Source organism: Pandoraea sp. LA3 (assembly GCF_022696215.1).
GTDB lineage: Bacteria > Pseudomonadota > Gammaproteobacteria > Burkholderiales > Burkholderiaceae > Pandoraea > Pandoraea capi.
Window position 1 is genome coordinate 313164 of the sequence record NZ_PTPY01000031.1, and the last position, 19691, is coordinate 332854.

Genomic DNA, 19691 nt, shown 5'->3' on the forward strand with positions numbered 1-19691 from the left:
GGTCGTCAGGGAGATCGGCGCGACACCGCCAGCGCCGGCGCATCGCCCTTTTGCCACATCGCGAGCCAGCGCTCACGTTGTTGCGCGGTAGCTTGCGGCGCGAGCGCCAGAGAGACGACCGGCGCACCAAAGCTGTCGAACCACGTGATGTCTTCCGACTTACGGTTCGCTTCGTCCTGCGCACTGATGTCGGCGCACTGCGCGGCGATACCGGATGCCCGCACATGCAGGGTGAAGTGACGGATCTGCACGCTGAGCCATCCGCCGCCGATATTCTCGATCTTCTCGATGCGCCCGTCCTGCGCCAGCGACGCTGCGCCGTTGTTCACGCCAAGGCGCACCGGCCAGCCGTTCGTTCGGGCGGCGTCCAATGCGTCGGCCAGCGCCATGCGGGCACGGCGACCGTCATCGCTAGCCAGCGCACAGGGGCCTTGCGTTACCGGCACCTGCGCAGCCACGGGCTTGGGCGTCGCCCCCTTTATCGAAGCGATGTCCTGCGGCCCAGCGCGATAAGACGCGACAAATGCATCGTAGTCCATCACGTGCGCCGCCGGTTTCGAGTCCAGGACCGTCATCTTAGCGATATTCCGACCCTGTGCGTCGAAGAACTGCAACTGGCGATACGGTTCGCGCTTCGGGCCGTAGTACCGGGTGACCGCATACGCGGACTGCCAGCGCGAAACGTCCAGTGTCATTCCCAGCGCCGGAGTCGTGTGGCCGTTCGCATCGAAGAGCGGTTTGGACGACCGCACGATTTTTTCGCCGATGCCCTGCTCTGTTCGCACCATCACCTCGATACCTCCCAACCGGTGAAGGTTGGCAAGCATCGCCGGGAAGGCCTCGCGCCCCATGCGCAGCGGCACGATCACGCTGCCCAGCTCCGAAGCCACGAGCGCCGCCTCGGACGTCCCCAGCAGTTCGCTGGCTTCGCGTGCCGGAATGCCTTGTGACGCCAACGCCTGCCACCGTGCCGGGAGCGTCGCCGAAGCGCCGACATCGGACAGCACGAACGGCGTCGGATGTTCGCTGTCGAGCCATGCGCCGCCACTATCCGGCTTCGCTGACGTTGCCGAGGTGACGGCATCGAGCGGACGCGCCACCCATGCCTGCTTGCTGTAGCGCAGCGTGCCGTCGGCAAAATGCGGCGACGCCGGATCGTCGGCCTGCGAACCGGCCATGAGCGTACGTGCGTCGACGGGGCCGCCGTTCGCCCCGAACGTCACGATCTGCATGTAGCTGTTCGAGAACGCGTGGGCGTCGATCTTCAATGCGCCGTCCTCGATGCGGGCGTCGCTATTGCAACCCGAGGTGAAGTAGCCTTCGTCGTCGCATCCGCCGAACCACGGGATTCTGACGCCATTACGCGTGGCGTACATGGCCGAGCCCGTTTCGACGTCCGGCGTAAATCCACCTTCACGCAGGCGCAGCACGGCGACACCGAGCCCATTGGCGAGCGTCTTGCCGTCGAGCTTCAGCGTCGCAGGCGTGTCCAGCGGACGTTGCGGATCGAACGGCACGGCAAAGCGCTTGTCTTCCGGCACCGCCTTGATCTGTGCCCACCAGGCGTTCCACAGCACCGCCCCCTGCGCGAAGGGTCCGCCCTTGTCGTCCCATTTCTTCAACACCGCGCATGCCGGTGCTATGTCGACGTCGCGCGGCGCGGCCGTCTTGCCCGGCTGATTGCCCTGCGGGTCGCCGGAAGGCTCGACCGTCACGATCTGCCGACGGCCGTCGGCACGACAGGCGCTCGCCAGTGCCTGCGACTTGAACAGCAATGCGGACATCGCTCTGGCATCGAGCGCCGCGCGCGCGACCGTGTCGACGCTCGCGCCCGGCGCACCGAGGCCGTCGCTGCCCTGCATGCGCTGCTCGGCAATGCGAAAGCCCAGACGCGGCCGCAACCCCATCTCCGTGCGCTCCTGCCCCGTCACCGCGGCGAAGCCGGTGAGCGGTTGCGCCGGATTGACGATCCAGTGCGTGTTGTTCATGTTCGCGACGTAATCGTTGCGGAACATCTGCGGCATGGCATCGGCGGGCAACGCGCCGGCCTGTGCCGCGCCGGGACTGGTTTGCCAGTCGCACGTCGAGCGTGAGCCGTCGAGGAAGGGCACGCCCGGCACCTGCGAGGCGAGTGCCTTGCCCAGCGGCGGCGTGCATCGGGCGGCCAGCGAGTCCGGCACGTTGGGCATGGCGCCCACGTCGCCGAACCACACGCGCGGATCGTCGCGACCGATCGCGACCGTGTTCACCCAGGGGGTCGCCGCCTCGCGGCGCGCGATGCCGACGAATTCATCCAGTGACGATGCGCGGCCCCACGCGAGGAAGTTCGCGAAGACCCGGTAGTTGTCGGCGTTGATGTCCCGGATCACGAACGCCTGCCCCGGCTTGCCCGGTGCCGTGGCACGCCATTGCAACGCGGGCGAGAGCGACGCGAGATTCACGACCGGCCCCAGCGCCGTGCGATACAGCGTGCGGGTATGCGGGCGCACCGTGCCGTCGCTCTCGCGCACGGGCACCGTAACGACGATGGGCGTCATGGCCACCGGCTTGCCGTCGACCAGATACGTGGTATCGCTTTCGGGCGCGAGGGACAACTGAAACAGACCGAATCGGCGCGCCGCCGACACGGTGTGCGTCCACGCGACATTGTGGTTGAAGCCGATCATGACGACCGGCACGCCGAGGAACGACACACCACTGACGTCGAGCTGGCCGGGTAACGTCAGGCGCATCTGATAGAAGCGGTCAGGTCCTTCGAGAAACCAGTGCGGATTGCCGAGCAACACCGACGTGCCGCCTTGACCGGAAGCCCCGCGAGCGCTGCCTTGTGCACCGAACGCCAGTGCGTTGCTGCCGATGCCCCGCCCGCCGCCCACGTCGAATGCGCCGGTGCGCAACGCAAGCTTGTCTGTCGACGCCGCACCGCCCTGTGATTGCGATGTCGCGGGCGAAGCACCGGGCGGTTTTGCGCTCACGACACGTCCGGCGAAGCGGGCCATGCCCCCGGCAAGGTTCGCTGCGAAAAGACGCCGATAGACGTCTTCCGGCGAGATCGTCGTCACCCACGGTGCGTTACGGCACGCGGCATGCACCGGATCGACACCGCTCGCCCCGCCGCGTTGCCAGTCGTTCAGGTAGCGGTTGTAACCGGCAGCGAACCCGTCGACCAACGCACGAAACTGCGGCGTCTGGGCGTCACGATAGGCTTGCAGCCGAGCGTCGTCAGCGACGAAGCGGAAGAAAAAGTCGGAATCGAGATTGTCCAGTTCGCCGAGCGTGCTGGCCGTCGGCTGCTGGCCCTGCGCGCCGAAGTAGCGCGAGCGCTCGCCACGGTACGTGACAAACGCCTGCGCCATGGTGCACAGATCGTCCTGCGCCTGCACGTACGCGGCGCCCCAGCCGAGGCTGCCCCAGTCGTTGGCGACCACATGCGGCACGCCGTCGGCGGTCCGTTCGATTCGGGCGCGATAGGACTGCGCGCTGTCCTCGCTGGCGCTGCCGGGCGAGTGCGACGCATCCGTCGCACAAGCGCCGAGTATCGCCAGACACAAGGCGCCGGACACTGAGAGGGTGAGGAATTTACGAGGGTTCACGGTACGTGAAATACGAAGTGTCATGAGTCGTCACCCTGCCGGGTGTCTTCGGCGCCAGCGATATCATCCGGTTCGCGCAGCGCGCTGAGGGCACGATGCAGCGCCGCCATGAAATCCGGATGACGCACGATGCCGGTGTGATCCGTGTCGAAGCTCTCGACCGCGACACTGCCCGCATGCGCACGCCATGCCCGGGTCGCGGCAATGGCATCGAGTGCCACGGTCGTATCGCCGTCGCGACGGGCCAGCCACAGGTGCATCGACACCGGCAACAGGTCCGCGTCGCCCGCGTTGGACGACACGGCGTCGAAGTGCTTGCCGATACGCAGCGCGGTCGCAAGCCACTGCCGCCCGTCGTCGCCCTCGGGGATCACCCCCTGCCAGCGCCCGGCATCGGCCTGCATCGCGGCTTGCAGAAGGTCGATTTCCGCGTCGGAAACGGCCATCGCCTGCGCAATATCCGGCGCACCGTCGCGGGTCCCGTCATCCGGTGCGGCACGCTCGGGCGCGGCACCATCCACGCTGCCGAGGAAGTCGACGACGTCGCCGTCTGCCACGAGCACCCCGGCGACATGACGGGCCATTGCCGCGCCGCTCGACCAGCCCAGCAGGCGATAAGGCCCTCGCGGCTGAACACGACGGATCGCCGCCGCATAGTCGCGAGCCATCGCGTCGAGCGACGTCGGCGCCCAGTCACCATCCGTGTACATCGGCGACTGCACGCCATGAACCTGCGCCACATCCTCCAACGCACTCGCCAGTGCACGGTACTCGCCAACAAGACCGTAGCCGGGATGGATCGCAAACAGTTGCCGTGCCGCCGTGGCCCCGCCAAGCGTGATGATGTTGGCCGGACGCCCCTGCGACGCCTCGTCCAGCCATGTCGCCAGACCGGCCACCGTCGGATGCGAGAACAGGCCTTCCAGCGAGAAATGCGTCACGCCGCTGCGCTGGGCACGCGCCGCCACCCTGAGCGCCGCGAGCGAATCGCCGCCGATGGCAAAGAAATTGTCATGACGGCCGAAGCCATCGCGACCCAGCGTGTCGCGCCAGATGTCGAACAGCAGCGCTTCGGTCCGTGTCGCAGGCCCCTGCGCGGCGTCTCCCGGCGTCGGCGCGGACGGCTCGGGCAACGCCGCACGGTTGAGCTTGCCATTGGGCATGAGCGGCAGCGCATCGAGCTGCACGAAGGCGCCCGGGATCATGAACGCGGGCAAGCGTGTCTGCAACGCATCGCGAAGGTGGCTGGCGTCGATCAGCGTCGCGTCGCCCGTGACGTAACCGACGAGTTGTCGGTCGTCGCCCTGCCCGCGCAGCTCGGCCACCGCCTCACGCACACCGGGAACGCTTCGCAACGCCGATTCGACTTCGCCCAATTCGATACGGAAGCCGCGCAGCTTGACCTGCTGGTCCATCCGACCGAGGAAGTCGATGGTGCCGTCCGGGCGCTTGCGGCAAAGGTCGCCGGATCGGTACATGCGACCGCCGTCATTGCGGTGCGGATCGGGCACGAACTTCTCCGCCGTCAGGGCTGCGCGGCCAAGGTAGCCGCGCGCCAGCGTTTCGCCGCCGATGCACAGTTCGCCAAGCGCCCCGACCGGCAAGACATTGCCAGCGTCGTCGCACACATAGACGTCACGCGACGGATACGGCCCGCCGATGGACACGATGGGCTGGGCGCAATCGGCGTCCTGCGTCGGACGATACATGCAGGCGACGGTGGTCTCCGTCGGCCCATAGAGATTGTCCAGACGAATGTGAGCGAGCGGCCCGCTGCGCCATTGCCGCAAGGCGTCGCCGGGCAAGCCTTCGCCGCCGACCGTGATCTGCCGCAGCGCGAGCGACGCCGGTTCCGGCGGCTCGTGCAGCCATTGTTGCCAGTACGCGGTCGGAATCCGCGCGAACGTCACCTGCTCCGCGACCAGTTGACGGTTGGTCGTCGCCAGATCCCACGCCTTCGCACCCCGCATTTCGATGCTGCCGCCCTGCATGAGCGACGGCAGCATTTCGTGCAGCGCCACGTCGAAGTTGATCGTCGACGACTGCAACTGCCGATCGGACGCCGAGATGCCATACGTCGCGATGAAGTCGTTCAGATGCAGCGCGAGACTACGATGGCTCACCGCGACGCCCTTCGGGCGGCCCGTCGAACCGGAGGTGTAGATGACGTAGGCGAGTTGGTCGCCATGAACATCGGCATCGGCAGGCGCGTCGCTGGTGGTCCCGGCCGCTTGCCCCTCAGCCGCCGGGCGAAGCATGTCGATGTCGATGGCCTCGCGTTGCGCGAACAATCCCGTCAGCGCCTCACACGTCGTGGCGTCGGTCAACAGACGCGTCACGCCAGCATCTTCCATCATGTAGGCCAGGCGATCGGCCGGATACTCGGGATCGAGCGGCACGAACGCCGCACCGGCACGCAACACGCCGATCAGTGCGGGGACCAGTGCGACGGAACGGCGCAGACAGAGACCCACTCGCTCCTCCGGCCGCACCCCTGACGCCCTGAGCGCTGCCGCAACACGCCCCGACCATGCGTCGAGTTCGGCGTACGTCAGTTGATCGCCTTCGCAGTGCACCGCGCGCTGGACGCCATGCGTCCGGGCCGATGCGATCAGCGTCTGTGCCACCGGCTGCCACGGCTTGGTCGTCGCGCTGCCGCTGCCCGGCACCGCATTGACGTCGGCCGGAGCGTCGACGAGGCGAACGTCCCCAAGCGCCACGTCGGGCGGCGCGGCCATCGCTTCATCGCGCACCAGACGATCGATCACCTGGCGGTAGCGGGCAAGCATCGCTTCGATGGCATCGCGCTCGAAGATATCGCAGGCGTACGTCAGCGACAGCCCGAACGCGTCGTCGTCGAACACGTTGAGTACGAGGTCGAACCGCGCGGTGGCGGCCTCGCTGGCCAACAGTCCAAACTGCACGCCAGGGAGTGCCGTCGGCTTGTCCGGCCGCACGCCGTAGTTGAACATCACCTGGAACAGCGGCGTGTGGCTCAGGCTGCGCGGCACCTTCAGCGCATCGACGACGCGGGCGAACGGCACATCCTGATTCGCCTGGGCTTCGATCATGCGCTCGCGGGTGTGCGCCAGCAGGTCGCCGAGCGTCTGCAAACCATCAAACTCCGCGCGGATGACAAGCGTATTGACAAAGAAGCCGACGAGATCGTCCGTGGACGGATGCACGCGACCGGCGACCGGCACGCCCACGCGAACGTCCTTCTGCGCGGCATATCGGGACAGCGTGAGTTGCCAGGCGCTGAGCAGGACGGTGAACGGCGTCGTGCCGTAACGACGGGCAAGTGCGCGCACGCCGTGGCTAGTGGCGTCGGGCAGCTCGGCGGTAATCCGCGCACCGAGATCCGCGCGCAGCCCGGTGCGCTTGCGGGCGACAGGCAATTCCAGCACCGGATGCTCGTCGCCGAGTCGGGCGTGCCAGTAGGCCAGTTGCGACGCTTCACGCGCCTCGTCGAGCCATTCGCGGTGCCATTCGGCGAAGTCTCCGTAATCGGCCTTGAGCGGTGCGAACGCCGGGGCGTCGCCCGCCAGCCGTGCCGTGTAGGCCGTTCCGAAATCGTGGGCAAGCACGCCGACCGACCATTCGTCGGCCACGATGTGATGCGTCGCGAAGTGCAGGACGTGCGACGTCGGGCTGACCCGCAATAGCGTCACGCGCAGGATCGGGCCGTGCACGAGATCGATCGGCGCAGACGACAACGAACGCAGACGTGCCTGCAAGGCTGCGCCCTTGTCGTCGCCGTCCCTATCCTCGACATCCTCGACCGACCAACCAAACGCGTCGGGGGCGTCGATCATCTGCCACGGCGTGTCGTCGATGGACGCAAAGCGGCTATGCAGCACCTCGTGTCGGGCCACGACATCGGCCACCGCGAGCTGCAATGCTTGCGGATCGAGTTGTCCGTCGAGGCGGAATGCGCCCGTCATGTGATACGCGGCGCTCGTCGGGTCCATCTGCCAGAGGAACCAGAGGCGCGCCTGACCGTGCGTGAGCCGTGCGCGACGCGCGTCCTCACGCCGGGGAATCGGTGCGATAACGCTGGCGTGCTGCGGCGCGTTCGACACCATGCACTGTGCAAGCGCCGACAGCGTGGCCGCGGCGAACACGTCGCGCAAGGCGAGCGCCTTGCCGTGCTTCGTCGCCAACTGCGAGACGATCTGCATCGCCTGCAACGAATGCCCGCCCAGCGCGAAGAAATTGTCGTCCCGGCTGACGGACTCGACACCCAGCACGTCACGCCAGACCTCGGCGAGCATCGCTTCGTCGCCCGCTTCAGGCGCAACGAAGTGTCGCGGGGCAACGTCCGGGGCCGGCAACGCCTTACGGTCGATCTTGCCGTTCGGTGTGAGCGGCAGCGCAGGCAACACAAGGATGACCGCCGGGACCATGTAGTCGGGCAACTGCGTGGCCAGTTCGCTGCGCAGCGCATCCGCGTCAGGGGCATCGGCCGGACTGACCGGGCTGACATACCCCACCAGTTGCGTGCCGGATGCCCCCTCATGGGCCACCACGACAGCGGCGCCGACACCCGTCGACCCCGCCAGCCGGGCCTCGATCTCGCCGAGTTCGATCCGGTGTCCGCGAATCTTGACCTGATGGTCCGTACGACCAAGGAATTCGAGCGTACCGTCGTGTTTCCACCGGGCCAGATCGCCCGTGCGGTACAGGCGCTGACCTTGCGACGAGAACGGATCGGGAACGAAGCGCTCGGCGCTCAGGTCGGCACGCCCGAAGTAACCGCGCGCCAGACCGCTGCCCCCGAGGTACAACTCCCCGGCCACGCCCGGCGGCACCGGCGCAAGCCGGGTGTCCAGCACGCGGGCCTGCGTGCCCGCGATGACCTGCCCCAGCACCGGCTTGCCGACGACGCGCCCCAACATCGACCAGATCGTCGTCTCGGTCGGCCCGTACAGGTTCCAGAGTTCACAGCCGCGCGCGCGCAGCGCGTCGGCCAGATCCGGCGGCAGCGCTTCACCGCCGCACAGTGCCCGCAACGCCGGCCACGGTTGCCCGGACGCCAGCAGCATGCGCCACGTGGCGGGTGTCGATTGCAGGACGGTCGCCTCGCTCGTGCGCAGCAATTCCGCCAGCGCGAAGCCGTCGCGCGCCGTGTCTCGCGAGGCCACGATCACCTGCGCGCCCAGCGTGAGCGGCAAGAAGAGTTCCAGCGCGGCAATGTCGAACGACAACGACGTGACGGCAACCCATCGATCGCTCGCCGCCAGTCCCGGACGCCGGGCGAGCCCCGAAAGGAAGTTCGACAGGCCGCCGTGGCGCACCATCACGCCCTTGGGCTTGCCGGTCGAGCCGGAGGTGTAGATCACGTAAGCCAGGTGTTCCGGGCCGACGGGCACGTTCGGTGCCTCGTCGAGGCCGCCGGGATCGCGCCCCGAGACCCCGACGTCGAAACGATCCAGTAGCAGACACGTCGACCCTGCGGGCAACGGCAACGTGGCCTGAAGCGACGACTGCGTGATGAGGCGCGTCACGCCGCTGTGTTCCAGCATGTATTGCAGACGCTGCGCCGGATACGCCGGGTCGAGCGGCACGTAGCAACCGCCCGCCTTGAGCACACCGAGCAGCGCCACGAGCATGCCTGCGCCTCGCTCCATTGCGATGGCCACGGGCACGTCCGCACCGACACCCTGCGCGATCAGCGCGTGCGCCAATCGATTGCTGCGGCGCTCCAGTTCGGCGTAGGTCAGGCAATCGTCATCGGCGCGCACGGCCATCGCGTCGGGGGTCAGTCGCGCCTGCGCGGTCACACGGACGTGCACCGGCGCGTCAGCCGAAAAGTCTTCCGTCGCAACGCCCCAGGCGTCGAGTTGTGCCGCGGCGTGCGCATCGACGAGAGGAATGTCGTCGATGATCGCGTCGTCCGAGGCGCACAGTGCAGTGAGCAGCGTCTCGTACTGGCGCGACAGGCGCGCCATCGTCGAGGCTTCGAACAATTCGCGCGCATAGGTGAAACTCCCGGCAATCGCACCGTCGGACGCTTCGCCGACGTTGAGCGTCAGCTCGAACTGCGCGGCTTCGCCGCCGGTGTCGAAATGACGCGTCGCGAGCCCCGGAAGATCGCGCAGCACGCGGTAGTCCTCGCGCTGATGATTGAACATGACCTGGAAGAGCGGCGTGTGGCTCACACTGCGTGTCGGGGACAACGCGTCGACAAGCGTGTCGAACGGCAACGTCTGATGATCCATCGCCGCCTGCGTGCGCTCGGCGACGCTACGCATCAGCGTCGCCGCACGCAGACGCTCGGGGAAGTCCGCACGCATGACGAGCGTATTGATGAACACGCCGATCAGGTTGCCGAGTTCGGGATGGTCACGGCCCGACACAGGCACGCCAACGCGAATTTCACGCTGCATGCACCATCGATGCAGCAATGCCTGGAAGGCCGACAGCAGCACGACATAAGGCGTCACGCCATGGCGACGAGCCGCGTTGCGCACCGACACGACCGTCGCGTCGTCCAGCTTGAACGGGTGACGGCCCGCCTTGTACACCCCGACCGGGTGACGCGGATGATCGTGCGGCAGATCGAGCACGGGATGCGCATCAGCGCCTTCGCCGAGCAGCGAACGCCAATACGAGAGTTGCCGGTCACGCTCCGCACCGTCGAACGTCTCGCGCTGCCATGCGGCGTAGTCGCCGTATTGAATCGGCAGTTCGGCGCGTGTCGGGACAGACGCTGCGCCCACCGCGCCGACCTGCGCCGTGTAGGCCGCCACGAACTCGTCGAGCAGCACGCCCACGGACCAGCCGTCGGCGACGATGTGATGCATGGCGATGAGCAACACATGGTCCGGCTGTGCCTGCGTCCCCTGCCCGCCCAGCCGCATCACGCCGACACGCAGCAGCGGTCCGCGCTGCAAATCGAACGGTGCATCGGCGAACGCCTGCGCACGGGCGGGCGCCTCGTCGGCGGACACATCGAATGCCTGCCAGTCGAAGTCCGGCGCGTCGTGCACGACCTGCACCGCCTCGGTCTCACCCGCCGGAATCTCGAAGGTCGTGCGAAGCACTTCGTGCCGCGCCACGATCCGTGCGAACGCGTGACGCACGGCTTGCTCGTCCAGCGCGCCGCGCAAGCCGATGCCGCCCGCCACGTGGTAAGCGCTGCTCTCCGGTTGCAGATGCCACAGGAACCACAGTCGCCGTTGCGCATGCGACATGGGCAATGCCTGACGCGAACGGAGGCTTCGGGGAATCGGCGCCGTCATCGGCCCGCTCGCCTGCATCGAGGCGGCAGCCAGCGCCGCCAGCGACCGATGCACGAACAACTGACGGGGCGTAAGCGAGATGCCTCGTGCGGCAGCCCGCGCGACCACCTTCAGTACCAGAATCGAGTCGCCACCGAGCGAGAAGAAATTGTCGTTGCGCCCGACACGTGCGAGGCCGAGCACGTCCGCCCAAACCTCTGCCAGCGCGATTTCGCGATCACCGTCAGGCGCTTCGTATTCGCTTTGCCCGAAGGACGGTGCCGGCAGCGCACGGCGGTCGAGCTTGCCGCTCGGCGTCATGGGCAGCGCATCCAGCACGACGATGGCCGACGGCACGAGCGGCGCCGGGAGCGACGCTTCAAGCGCAGCGCGCAACGCGATCGCATCCGGCTGACACGCCGGCTGCCCTGTGACGTAAGCCGCCAGTCGCGTGCCCGCGTCGCTGTCGAACGCACTCACCACGGCTTCGCGCACGCCCGGCTGGGCGAGCAACGCAGCTTCGATTTCACCGAGTTCGACCCGGAAGCCCCGGATCTTGACCTGAAAGTCGACGCGACCGAGGTATTCCAGCTCGCCGTCGGCACGCCAACGCACCAGATCGCCGGTGCGATACGCACGGCTGCCCGGGGCCCCGAAAGGATCGGGCACGAAGCGTTCTGCCGTCTGCGCGGCCCGGTCCAGATAGCCACGCGCGAGCAGGTCGCCACCGATGAGCAACTCACCGACAGCGCCCTGCGGCGCCAGCGTCATGTCAGGCGTGACGACGTACAGTTGACGACCTTCGAGCGCCCGCCCGATCGGCACACTCGCCGCGGCATCGGTTTGCGCATCGGAAGCGGTCCATGCAGACGCGGTGACGACCGCCTCCGTAGGACCGTAGGTATTGAGCAAGCGGATATGGCCGAGGTTGGCGTGCTCGCGCCAGCGACGCCACCCTTGCGCCGACATCGCTTCACCGCCCACATGCAGTTGCCGGACACCCGCGAGCGGTGCTTTCTGCGTCGGCGTACCGTCGAGCGTCTGTACCAGCACGTTCCAGTACGCCGTAGGCAAGTCGACGACCGTCACGCCGTCTCTCGCGACGTTCGCCACGAACTCGTCCGCGCTCCACAGTTGCGGTCCACGCAGCACCACGGCCGCGCCGACGTGAAGCGCCGGGAAAAGCTGTTCGACGAAGCCGTCGAAGTTCATGGTCGAGAACTGCAACACACGGTCGTCGCAGGTCAGCCCGCACAGCGATGCCCACACGCGCGCATGCGCCGCAAGCCCGCCATGGCTGACCGCCACGCCCTTGGGCTTGCCCGTCGACCCCGACGTGTAGATCACGTAAGCGAGATGCCCCGGCAACAGCGCCACCTGTGGGGCGCTGTCGAGCGCGTCGAAGCCATCGGCCGTGTCATGCGAGGCATCGATATCGACGCGAAGCACGCCGTCAGGCAATGCCACGTGAGCGCTTGCTTCATGACCGAGAACCAGCGTCGCACCGCAGTCATCGAGCATGTCGGCGAGCCGCTGCGGCGGATAGTCCGGATCGAGCGGCACGTAAGCGCCCCCCGCCTTGAGGACAGCCAGAATCCCGACGATCATGTCGATCGATCGCGACAACGCCACGCCCACACGCGTGTCGGGCGTCACCCCCAACGCGATCAGTCGATGCGCCAGACGGTTCGCTCGCCGATCGAGCATGGCGCGCGTGAGCGACACGCCATCGTGGCGCAACGCCAGCGCCTCGGGGTCCTGCACAACGTTCACCTCGAACTGGCAGTGCACCGGCAGGAACGGGGCGGCGGCCTGCGCGGTCCGCCCGTGCGCCAACAAGTGCGCATGCCCCTGCGGCGTGTGCAGCGTCAGTTCCCCCAGCGGCGAATCCGGCGTCGCGACAAACGCCGTGAGCAGCACCACGAACTGCTCGCACATCCGTGCCATCGTCTCTGGCGCAAACAACTCGCGGGCGTAATCGAAGCTGCCGGTGATACCGCCAGACGCCAGTTCGTTCGCACTCAGCGTCAATTCGAACTGCGCCGCACGCTCGCGTGGCAAGTAGCGCTCCACATGCAGCCCATCGAGCGCCTGCACGGGACTGGCGTCATCGCGCTGGTAGTTGAGCAACACCTGGAACAACGGCGTATGCGTCAGGCTGCGCTCCGGTGCCATGGTCTCCACGAGCGCCTCGAACGGCAACGCCTGATGGGCGGCCGCCGCCAGCACCCGCGTGCGAGTCCGGTCCAGCAGTTGCGCCACGGTCTGCGACGCATCGAGCTGTGCGCGCATCACCTGCGTGTTCATGAACAGACCGATGAGCGGAGCGCTCTCGGGTAACTCGCGTCCGGCAATCGGCACGCCCACCCGCACATCGCGCAAACCGCTGTGGCGCGAGAGCAGCCACTGGAACGCCGCCAGCACGATCATGAAGGGCGTGGCGCGATGCGCGGCGGCAAGCGCGCGAATCCCGCCCGTCAATGCCGGGGACAGCGAGAACGGAACGGCGGCTTCCGTGTACTGCGCCAACGGTTCGCGCGGATGATCCGACGGCAGCAGCAACACGGGCGCTGCCTCGCCGTCGCCCAGCGTCGCGCGCCACCAGTCGAGTTGCCGCTGCCGCTCGCCGGCCGCCAGCCGGTCACGTTGCCATTGCGCAATGTCCGCGTATTGCAACGACAACGGCGCAAGCGCTGCGGTTTGTCCGGTGAGCGCCGCTTGATAGCCCGCGACGAACTCGCGCAGCACAATGTCGATGGACCATCCGTCCGCCACGATGTGATGCATCGCGACGAGCAGGATATGGTGATGCGAGGCCCGTGCCGAAGCTTCTCCTTCCGCCCGTTCCTGCACTGACGCCGCGTCGGCGGGCAACGCCAGCAAAGCCACGCGCAACAGCGGTCCGGCGCGCAGGTCGAACGGCGTGTCGTTGAATTCCTGCGCGCGCGCGTGAGCCTCGTCTTCCGATGCGACGTCCACCCACTGCCACGAGAACGGCAGGTCGGCATGCACGATCTGTTGCAGTTCGCCGTCGGTATCGTTATCGACGACGGTATCGCTGAACGTCGTGCGAAGCACTTCGTGCCGGGCGACCATTGCAGCAAAGGCACGACGCACGGCGTCGACGTCCAGCGCGCCTCTCAGGCGCATCGCCCCGGTGATGTGATACGCCGAACTCTCCGGCTGCAACGACCAGAGGAACCACTGGCGTTGCTGCGCATGCGACGCTGCGGCACGCAGTTCCGCCCCCTTGCGAACGAGGACTTCGGGGCGACTTTGCGGCTTGTCGTCTCGCGCGACCGCTTCGGCCAGCGCACGCAGCGTTGCCGCTTCAAACCATTGGCGCGGCGTGGAGGCGACGCCCGCCCGCGCGGCATGTGCCACGCCCCGCAGCGTCAGGATCGAGTCACCGCCGAGCGCGTAGAAGTTGTCGTCGCGACCAACGCGCGCGCCCTCATCCAGGCGCAGCGCCGAACGCCATGCCTCGGCGAGCGCGATTTCCACTTCGCCCTGCGGGGCTTCGTAGACGGTGTCGCCTTGCTGCGGGACCGGCAGCGCACGCCGGTCGATCTTGCCGTTGGGCGTGAGCGGCATCGCGGGCAGCACGATCACGCGGCCCGGCACCATGTAATCGGGCAGCGTACGGCCGATGGCACGGCGAAGCGCCGCCTCGTCCAGCGATGCGCCCGGCGAAGCCGTCACATAACCGACGAGACGTGCGCCACCCGGTCCGGTGTGTGCCGTGACTACCGCCTCGCGCACCCCGTCGCATGCAGAGAGTCCCGCCTCGATTTCCCCGAGTTCGATGCGGAAACCGCGAATCTTGACCTGCTGGTCGATACGTCCGATGAACTCGATATCGCCATCGGCTCGGCGTCGTACGAGATCGCCTGTGCGATATAGACGCGCACCGTCTGCCGCGAACGGATGCGGAACGAAGCGCTCGGCGGTGAGCGAAGCACGCTGCCAGTAACCGCGCGCCAGCCCTTCGCCGCCCAGATACAGCTCGCCGGGCACACCGACGGGCGTCTCTTCGAGGCGGGTATCGAGCACCCATGCCTGCGTGGCACGGATGGGGGCGCCGAGCGTGGTCTTTTGACCGTCCACGCGTGCGACGAGCGACCAGATCGTGGTCTCGGTCGGCCCGTACATGTTCCAGAGCACCACGCCGTTTGCCAGCAGCGACTGCGCCAGATCCGGCGGCAACGCCTCTCCCCCGCAAAGGCCCTTCAACCCGCGAAGCGCCGCCTGCGTCTCATGCGCTTCAAGGTCGAGCAACATGCGCCAGGTCGCCGGGGTCGCCTGAAGCACCGTGGCCTGTGTTTGCGTCAGCAATCGCGCAAGCGCTGCGCCATCACGTGTGGTGTCCTTGTCGGCGACGATCAGTTGCGCGCCCGTCACGAGCGGCAGATACAGCTCCAGCGCCGCGATGTCGAACGAGAGCGACGTCACTGCGACCCAGCGGTCGTCGGCGCCAAGCCCGGGACGCTCGCCCAGACTCGCAATAAAGCTCGACAGCGCCGCATGGCGCACCATCACGCCCTTCGGTCTCCCGGTTGAGCCCGATGTGTAGATCACATAGGCCAGATGCTCCGGATGCACGTCCACGCGCAACGTCGGCACCACCCGCTGACCATCGTCGGGTAGCACGTCGAACGTCCGGATGTCTGCGCCAAACCCGAGTCGCGCGGCGACTTCCGCACACGTGACGATGCGCTGCAAACCGGCATCCGCCACGATATAGGCCAGACGCTCGGCCGGATATTCGGGGTCAAGCGGCACATACGCCGCACCCGAGCGCAGCACGGCAAGCACGGCGACGACCATGTCGACGGAGCGCTCCAGCGCCACGCCGATGCACATGTCGGGACCGGCGCCGTCGTCGATGAGACGCTGCGCCAGCGAGTCCGCGCGGCGCATCAGTTCGCCATACGTCACGCCCGCATCGCCGCAAACGACGGCGACACGCGACGGATCGAGCGCCGCGCGCGACGCGATGCGCACCGGCACGGGATCGAGCCGTGCATCGTGGACGTCGGCCGTCGTCTCGCCGGGCAGGCAATCCGCCGGCAGATGGGCCGACGTGCGCGGCGCGAGCGCGATGGCGCCCGTGGCACGATCCGGCGTGCTCACCAATGCATCGAGCCACGCCACGAAATCGTCGATCAGGGCGTGCGCGAGCGTGCCATCGACGCGCTCGCGGTCGTATTCGAGGTCGAGATCCGCGCCGAGGCTATGCCAGTCGACCGCTAAAGTCAGATCGAACTGGGGCGTGTCGTTGGACAGCGTGAGCACGTCCACCCGCACGTCGCCGACGCGCAACTGCGGCGCCGCGTCCGACTGGCTGAAGTTGAACATCGTCTGGAAGAGGCTGCCGCCATTGCGCCGGGCGGCATCGAGCGCCAGTTCGAACGGCACGTCGAGCCGGTCGAGATTGGCAATGCGCGCCCGATTCACCGCCTCGACGACGGCGCGCAACGTTTGCGCGGGACGGTGATGCGCCCGGTAGACCTGCGTGCCGACGAAGCAGCCGATCAGGTCCGGCGTCCCCGGAACGTGACGCCCGTCGACGGGCACGCCGACCAGGAAATCGCCGTCGCCGTGGTAGCGACGCAAGGTCAGTTGCCAAAGACCGAGCAGCGCCACGAACGGCGTCACGCCCGCCTGCCGACACCACACACTCAGTGCCGCATGTCGGGAGGCATCCAGTTCGTGACGCAATACACCGCGCCGCACCCCGGCCTCGCGCGCCAGCGGCGCAGGGAGTTGCAACGGGCCGTATTCGTCAGCCAGATCCCGTTGCCAGCCGTCGAGCGCCGCCTGCCATCTTCCGCTGACGAGCCCCGCGTGTTGGCGTTGGGCATAGTCGGCGTACTGAATCGCAAGCGAGGGCAGCGTGAGCGCCGGGTCGGCGCCTTGCACCCCCGCGAGATAGGCCTGCGCGAACTCGCGCGCCCACACGTCGTTCGACGCGGCGTCCGAGATCAGGTGATGCATGGTGACGGCCAGCACGTACTGCTGCTCGGGCAAGGCGATCCACGTCACGCGCAGCATGGGCGCGGTGGCCGGATCGAACGGGATTCGGGCGCTCTGCGCCGCCAGCGCGGCCACGCGTGCGTCGATATCGGCGACCGGCAGTTCGCGCCAGTCGAGGCGTGTCATGGCGAACGGCACTTCGGACAGTACCGTTTGCGATGGCTCGCCGTCATGCAGGGAAAAACACGTCCTCAGTACGTCATGCCGGGCAATGACCGTGCGAATCGCCTGCTCGATGGCGTTCGCGTCGATATCGGCGCCTTGCAGACGGAACACGCGGGAGATGTGGTAGGCATCGTCGTGCGGTGCGAATTGCTGCGCCATCCAGAGACGGCGTTGCGCAAACGACAGCGGCACGGCGCCCTGCAAGGCGGCCGTCGCCTCGACGTGCGGCGTTGCCTGCGCGTCGTCGCCACCGGCATCGCCTCTCGCTCCCGACGACGCCTGCATGTCGCTCATCAGCAGTTCCAGCAGCGCGGGGTCGAGATCGTCCATGGCCATACCAGCATCCTCCGATGAAACGGCCCGTGCACTTGCCCGGGCCGGAAAAGCAATCTGGCGCACGATGGCGCGCGCCAGAGGTCATGCAAGCGCCCAGATCGAACCGATCAGTAGGCCGTGCGCAACGTCAACATCACGGTGCGCGGCTGTCCGCGTGCGTAAGCCGCGGCAAAGTAGTCGCGATCGAACAGGTTGTTGGCGTTGAGCGACAGCGACGTCTTCTTCGTGAAGGCGTAGCTGATCGACGCATCGACCACCGCGTAGAAGCCCTGCGTGGCGGTATAGCCGTTACGCGAGGCCGACGTCTCGCTCACCGCCGTGACGCCACCGCCCAGCGTGAGGCCATGCAACATGCCCGGCAGGCGATAGCTGGTCCAGAGCTTGAAGATGTTGTGCGGCGAGATCGACGAGAACGGCGACGCGATCGTGTCGAAGCTGTTCGAATCTTCCAACTGGCTGTTGTTGTACGTGTAGCTGCCGAACAACTTCCAGCCCGGCGTCAGTTCCCCGGTCCCCGACAGTTCGAAACCGCGCGTGCGCGCCTTGCCCAGTCCGATGTAGTGCGACGAGGTCGGATCGTTCGGATCGACCATGGCGCGATTCTTCTGGTTGATCTGGTACACCGCGAACGCCGTCGTGAAACGGCCGTCCATGAACTCGCCCTTGATCCCCGCCTCGTACTGATCGCCCGTGATCGGCTTGATCAGCGTGCCGGAGGTCGTCAGCAGGTTGTCCTGCGGCTGGAAGATGCTCGTGTAGCTCGTGTAGACCGACCACGTCTTGTTCAGGTCGTACACCAGCCCGGCGTAGCCCGTGAACTTACCGGCGTTGCCCAGCGAATTGCCGGTCATGCCGAAGACGTTGTACGTCGGATCGACGGCGAAGCGCGACTGATACCAGCTCACGCGCCCGCCGAGAATCAGGGTCAGCTGATCGAGCAGCGAGAGACGCGTCTGACCATAAAAACCATACTGCTTGGCGTACGTGTTGTTACGGCTGGTCGTGTCCGGCGTGCCCGGGAACACCGGCATCGGATACAGAATGTCCAGCAAGTTGACGTTCGTCACGCTGAACAGATTGCTCGGGTCGCCGTAATACTGCGACTGGTGTTCGACCATGCGCATGTAGTTCGCGCCGATGGTCGCCTGATGCGTGCGGCCGAACAGCGTGAACGGGCCCGTTGCCGACACGTCGATGTTCGTCTTGCCTTCGCTCACCACGTTGTTCGTTGCGCTGATATCGCCCGTGTACGTCGCCGGGTCCCAGGCGTTGAACTGGCTGGCTTGCAGCGTGGTCGAGCGCGAGTAGACGTAATCGAGCACGGCCTTGGCCGTCCAGCCGCCACCCAGCTTCTGGTGCAGTTCGGCGAACAGGTCCGTCGTGCGGAACGTGTCCCGGTTCCAGCCCGCGCCGTAGTAATGGCCGCGTGGCAGGTCACCGTACGTGCCGTTGGTGTAGATGCCCCAGATCCACGGCTCGTTGGAGGTGTACTCGCTGTAGCTCGCCCCCACGCGCAGCAGCGTCGTGGACGTCAGATCGGCTTCCAGCGTGCCGTACAGCACCTTGTTACGCGTGTTCGTAGTGTCCTGCACGCCATTGGCGCCGGTGTACGACATGACTGCGCGACCGCGCAACGAGCCCGACGGGTTGAGCGGACCGCCCACGTCGAGGGTCGCGCCGCTGTTGCCGCGCGTGCCGCCCGAGAGCGTTGCGCTCGCTTCGAACTCTTTCTGCGCGTGCTTGCGCACGAGGTTCACGGCACCGCCCGGTGCGCCGAAACCGTTGAGCAGCCCGCTCGGGCCGGTCAGCACCTCCACACGATCGTAGATCGCGAGGCTCGGCTGGAAGGTGTCAGCCGTCACCGAAATACTGCTGTTCACGAAGGACGGTGTGCCGTCCACGAGGAACGACGTGATCGGGAAGCCCCGCGCGTAGTACTGCACACGGTCCGAATCGCTTTGCAGCGTCGTGATGCCCGGTGCGTACTGCATCGCATCCTTGAGCGTCTGGAAGTTCTGTTCCCTGATCTGTTCCTGCGTGATCACCGACACGCTCTGCGGGATCTCGCGCGCCGTCATCGGGATCTTCGAGCCGACCGTCGTGGCCGGATTGAGTGCGTCGGCCACCGGATCACGGCGGTCTTCGACATTCGTCGCGGGTAGCGATGCGGCGGGTGTACCGGTCGCCGGAGATGACGTGGCGTCACCGCCGGCATTGTTCTGTGCAGTCTGCGACTGTGCCTGCGCTGCGGCGGCCTGCCAAAGGACCAGCAGCATGACCGCCAGACTCATGCGACTCGGTGTGAGTACGCCCCTCCTTGTTGACCGGCCCCGCCCGT

At 67.1% G+C, this 19691-nt stretch carries 3 protein-coding genes; all 3 read right to left on the minus strand.

The genetic code is table 11. The features are described from left to right. Positions 1 to 5: 5 nt before the first annotated feature. Positions 6 to 3617, minus strand: coding sequence for a penicillin acylase family protein (locus tag C5N93_RS13535; protein WP_242559656.1), 3612 nt, complete (start codon positions 3615 to 3617; stop codon positions 6 to 8). Then, positions 3614 to 17353 carry a non-ribosomal peptide synthetase gene (locus tag C5N93_RS13540; protein WP_242559657.1) on the minus strand — a complete coding sequence of 4580 codons (13740 nt, stop codon included), beginning with the start codon at positions 17351 to 17353 and terminating at the stop codon, positions 3614 to 3616. Before C5N93_RS13540 ends, C5N93_RS13535 begins: the two co-directional genes overlap by 4 nt. A gap of 107 nt (positions 17354 to 17460) precedes the next feature. Continuing rightward, a complete protein-coding gene (locus C5N93_RS13545) occupies positions 17461 to 19629 on the minus strand; it encodes a TonB-dependent siderophore receptor (RefSeq protein WP_242559658.1) in 2169 nt (722 codons plus the stop codon). Positions 19630 to 19691: the final 62 nt, after the last annotated feature.

Bases quoted from the DNA above. Each gene is read 5' to 3' on its own strand.
- C5N93_RS13535 (WP_242559656.1), bottom strand. From the start codon at position 3,617: ATGACACTTCGTATTTCACGTACCGTGAACCCTCGTAAATTCCTCACC.
- C5N93_RS13540 (WP_242559657.1), bottom strand. From the start codon at position 17,353: ATGGCCATGGACGATCTCGACCCCGCGCTGCTGGAACTGCTGATGAGC.
- C5N93_RS13545 (WP_242559658.1), bottom strand. From the start codon at position 19,629: ATGCTGCTGGTCCTTTGGCAGGCCGCCGCAGCGCAGGCACAGTCGCAG.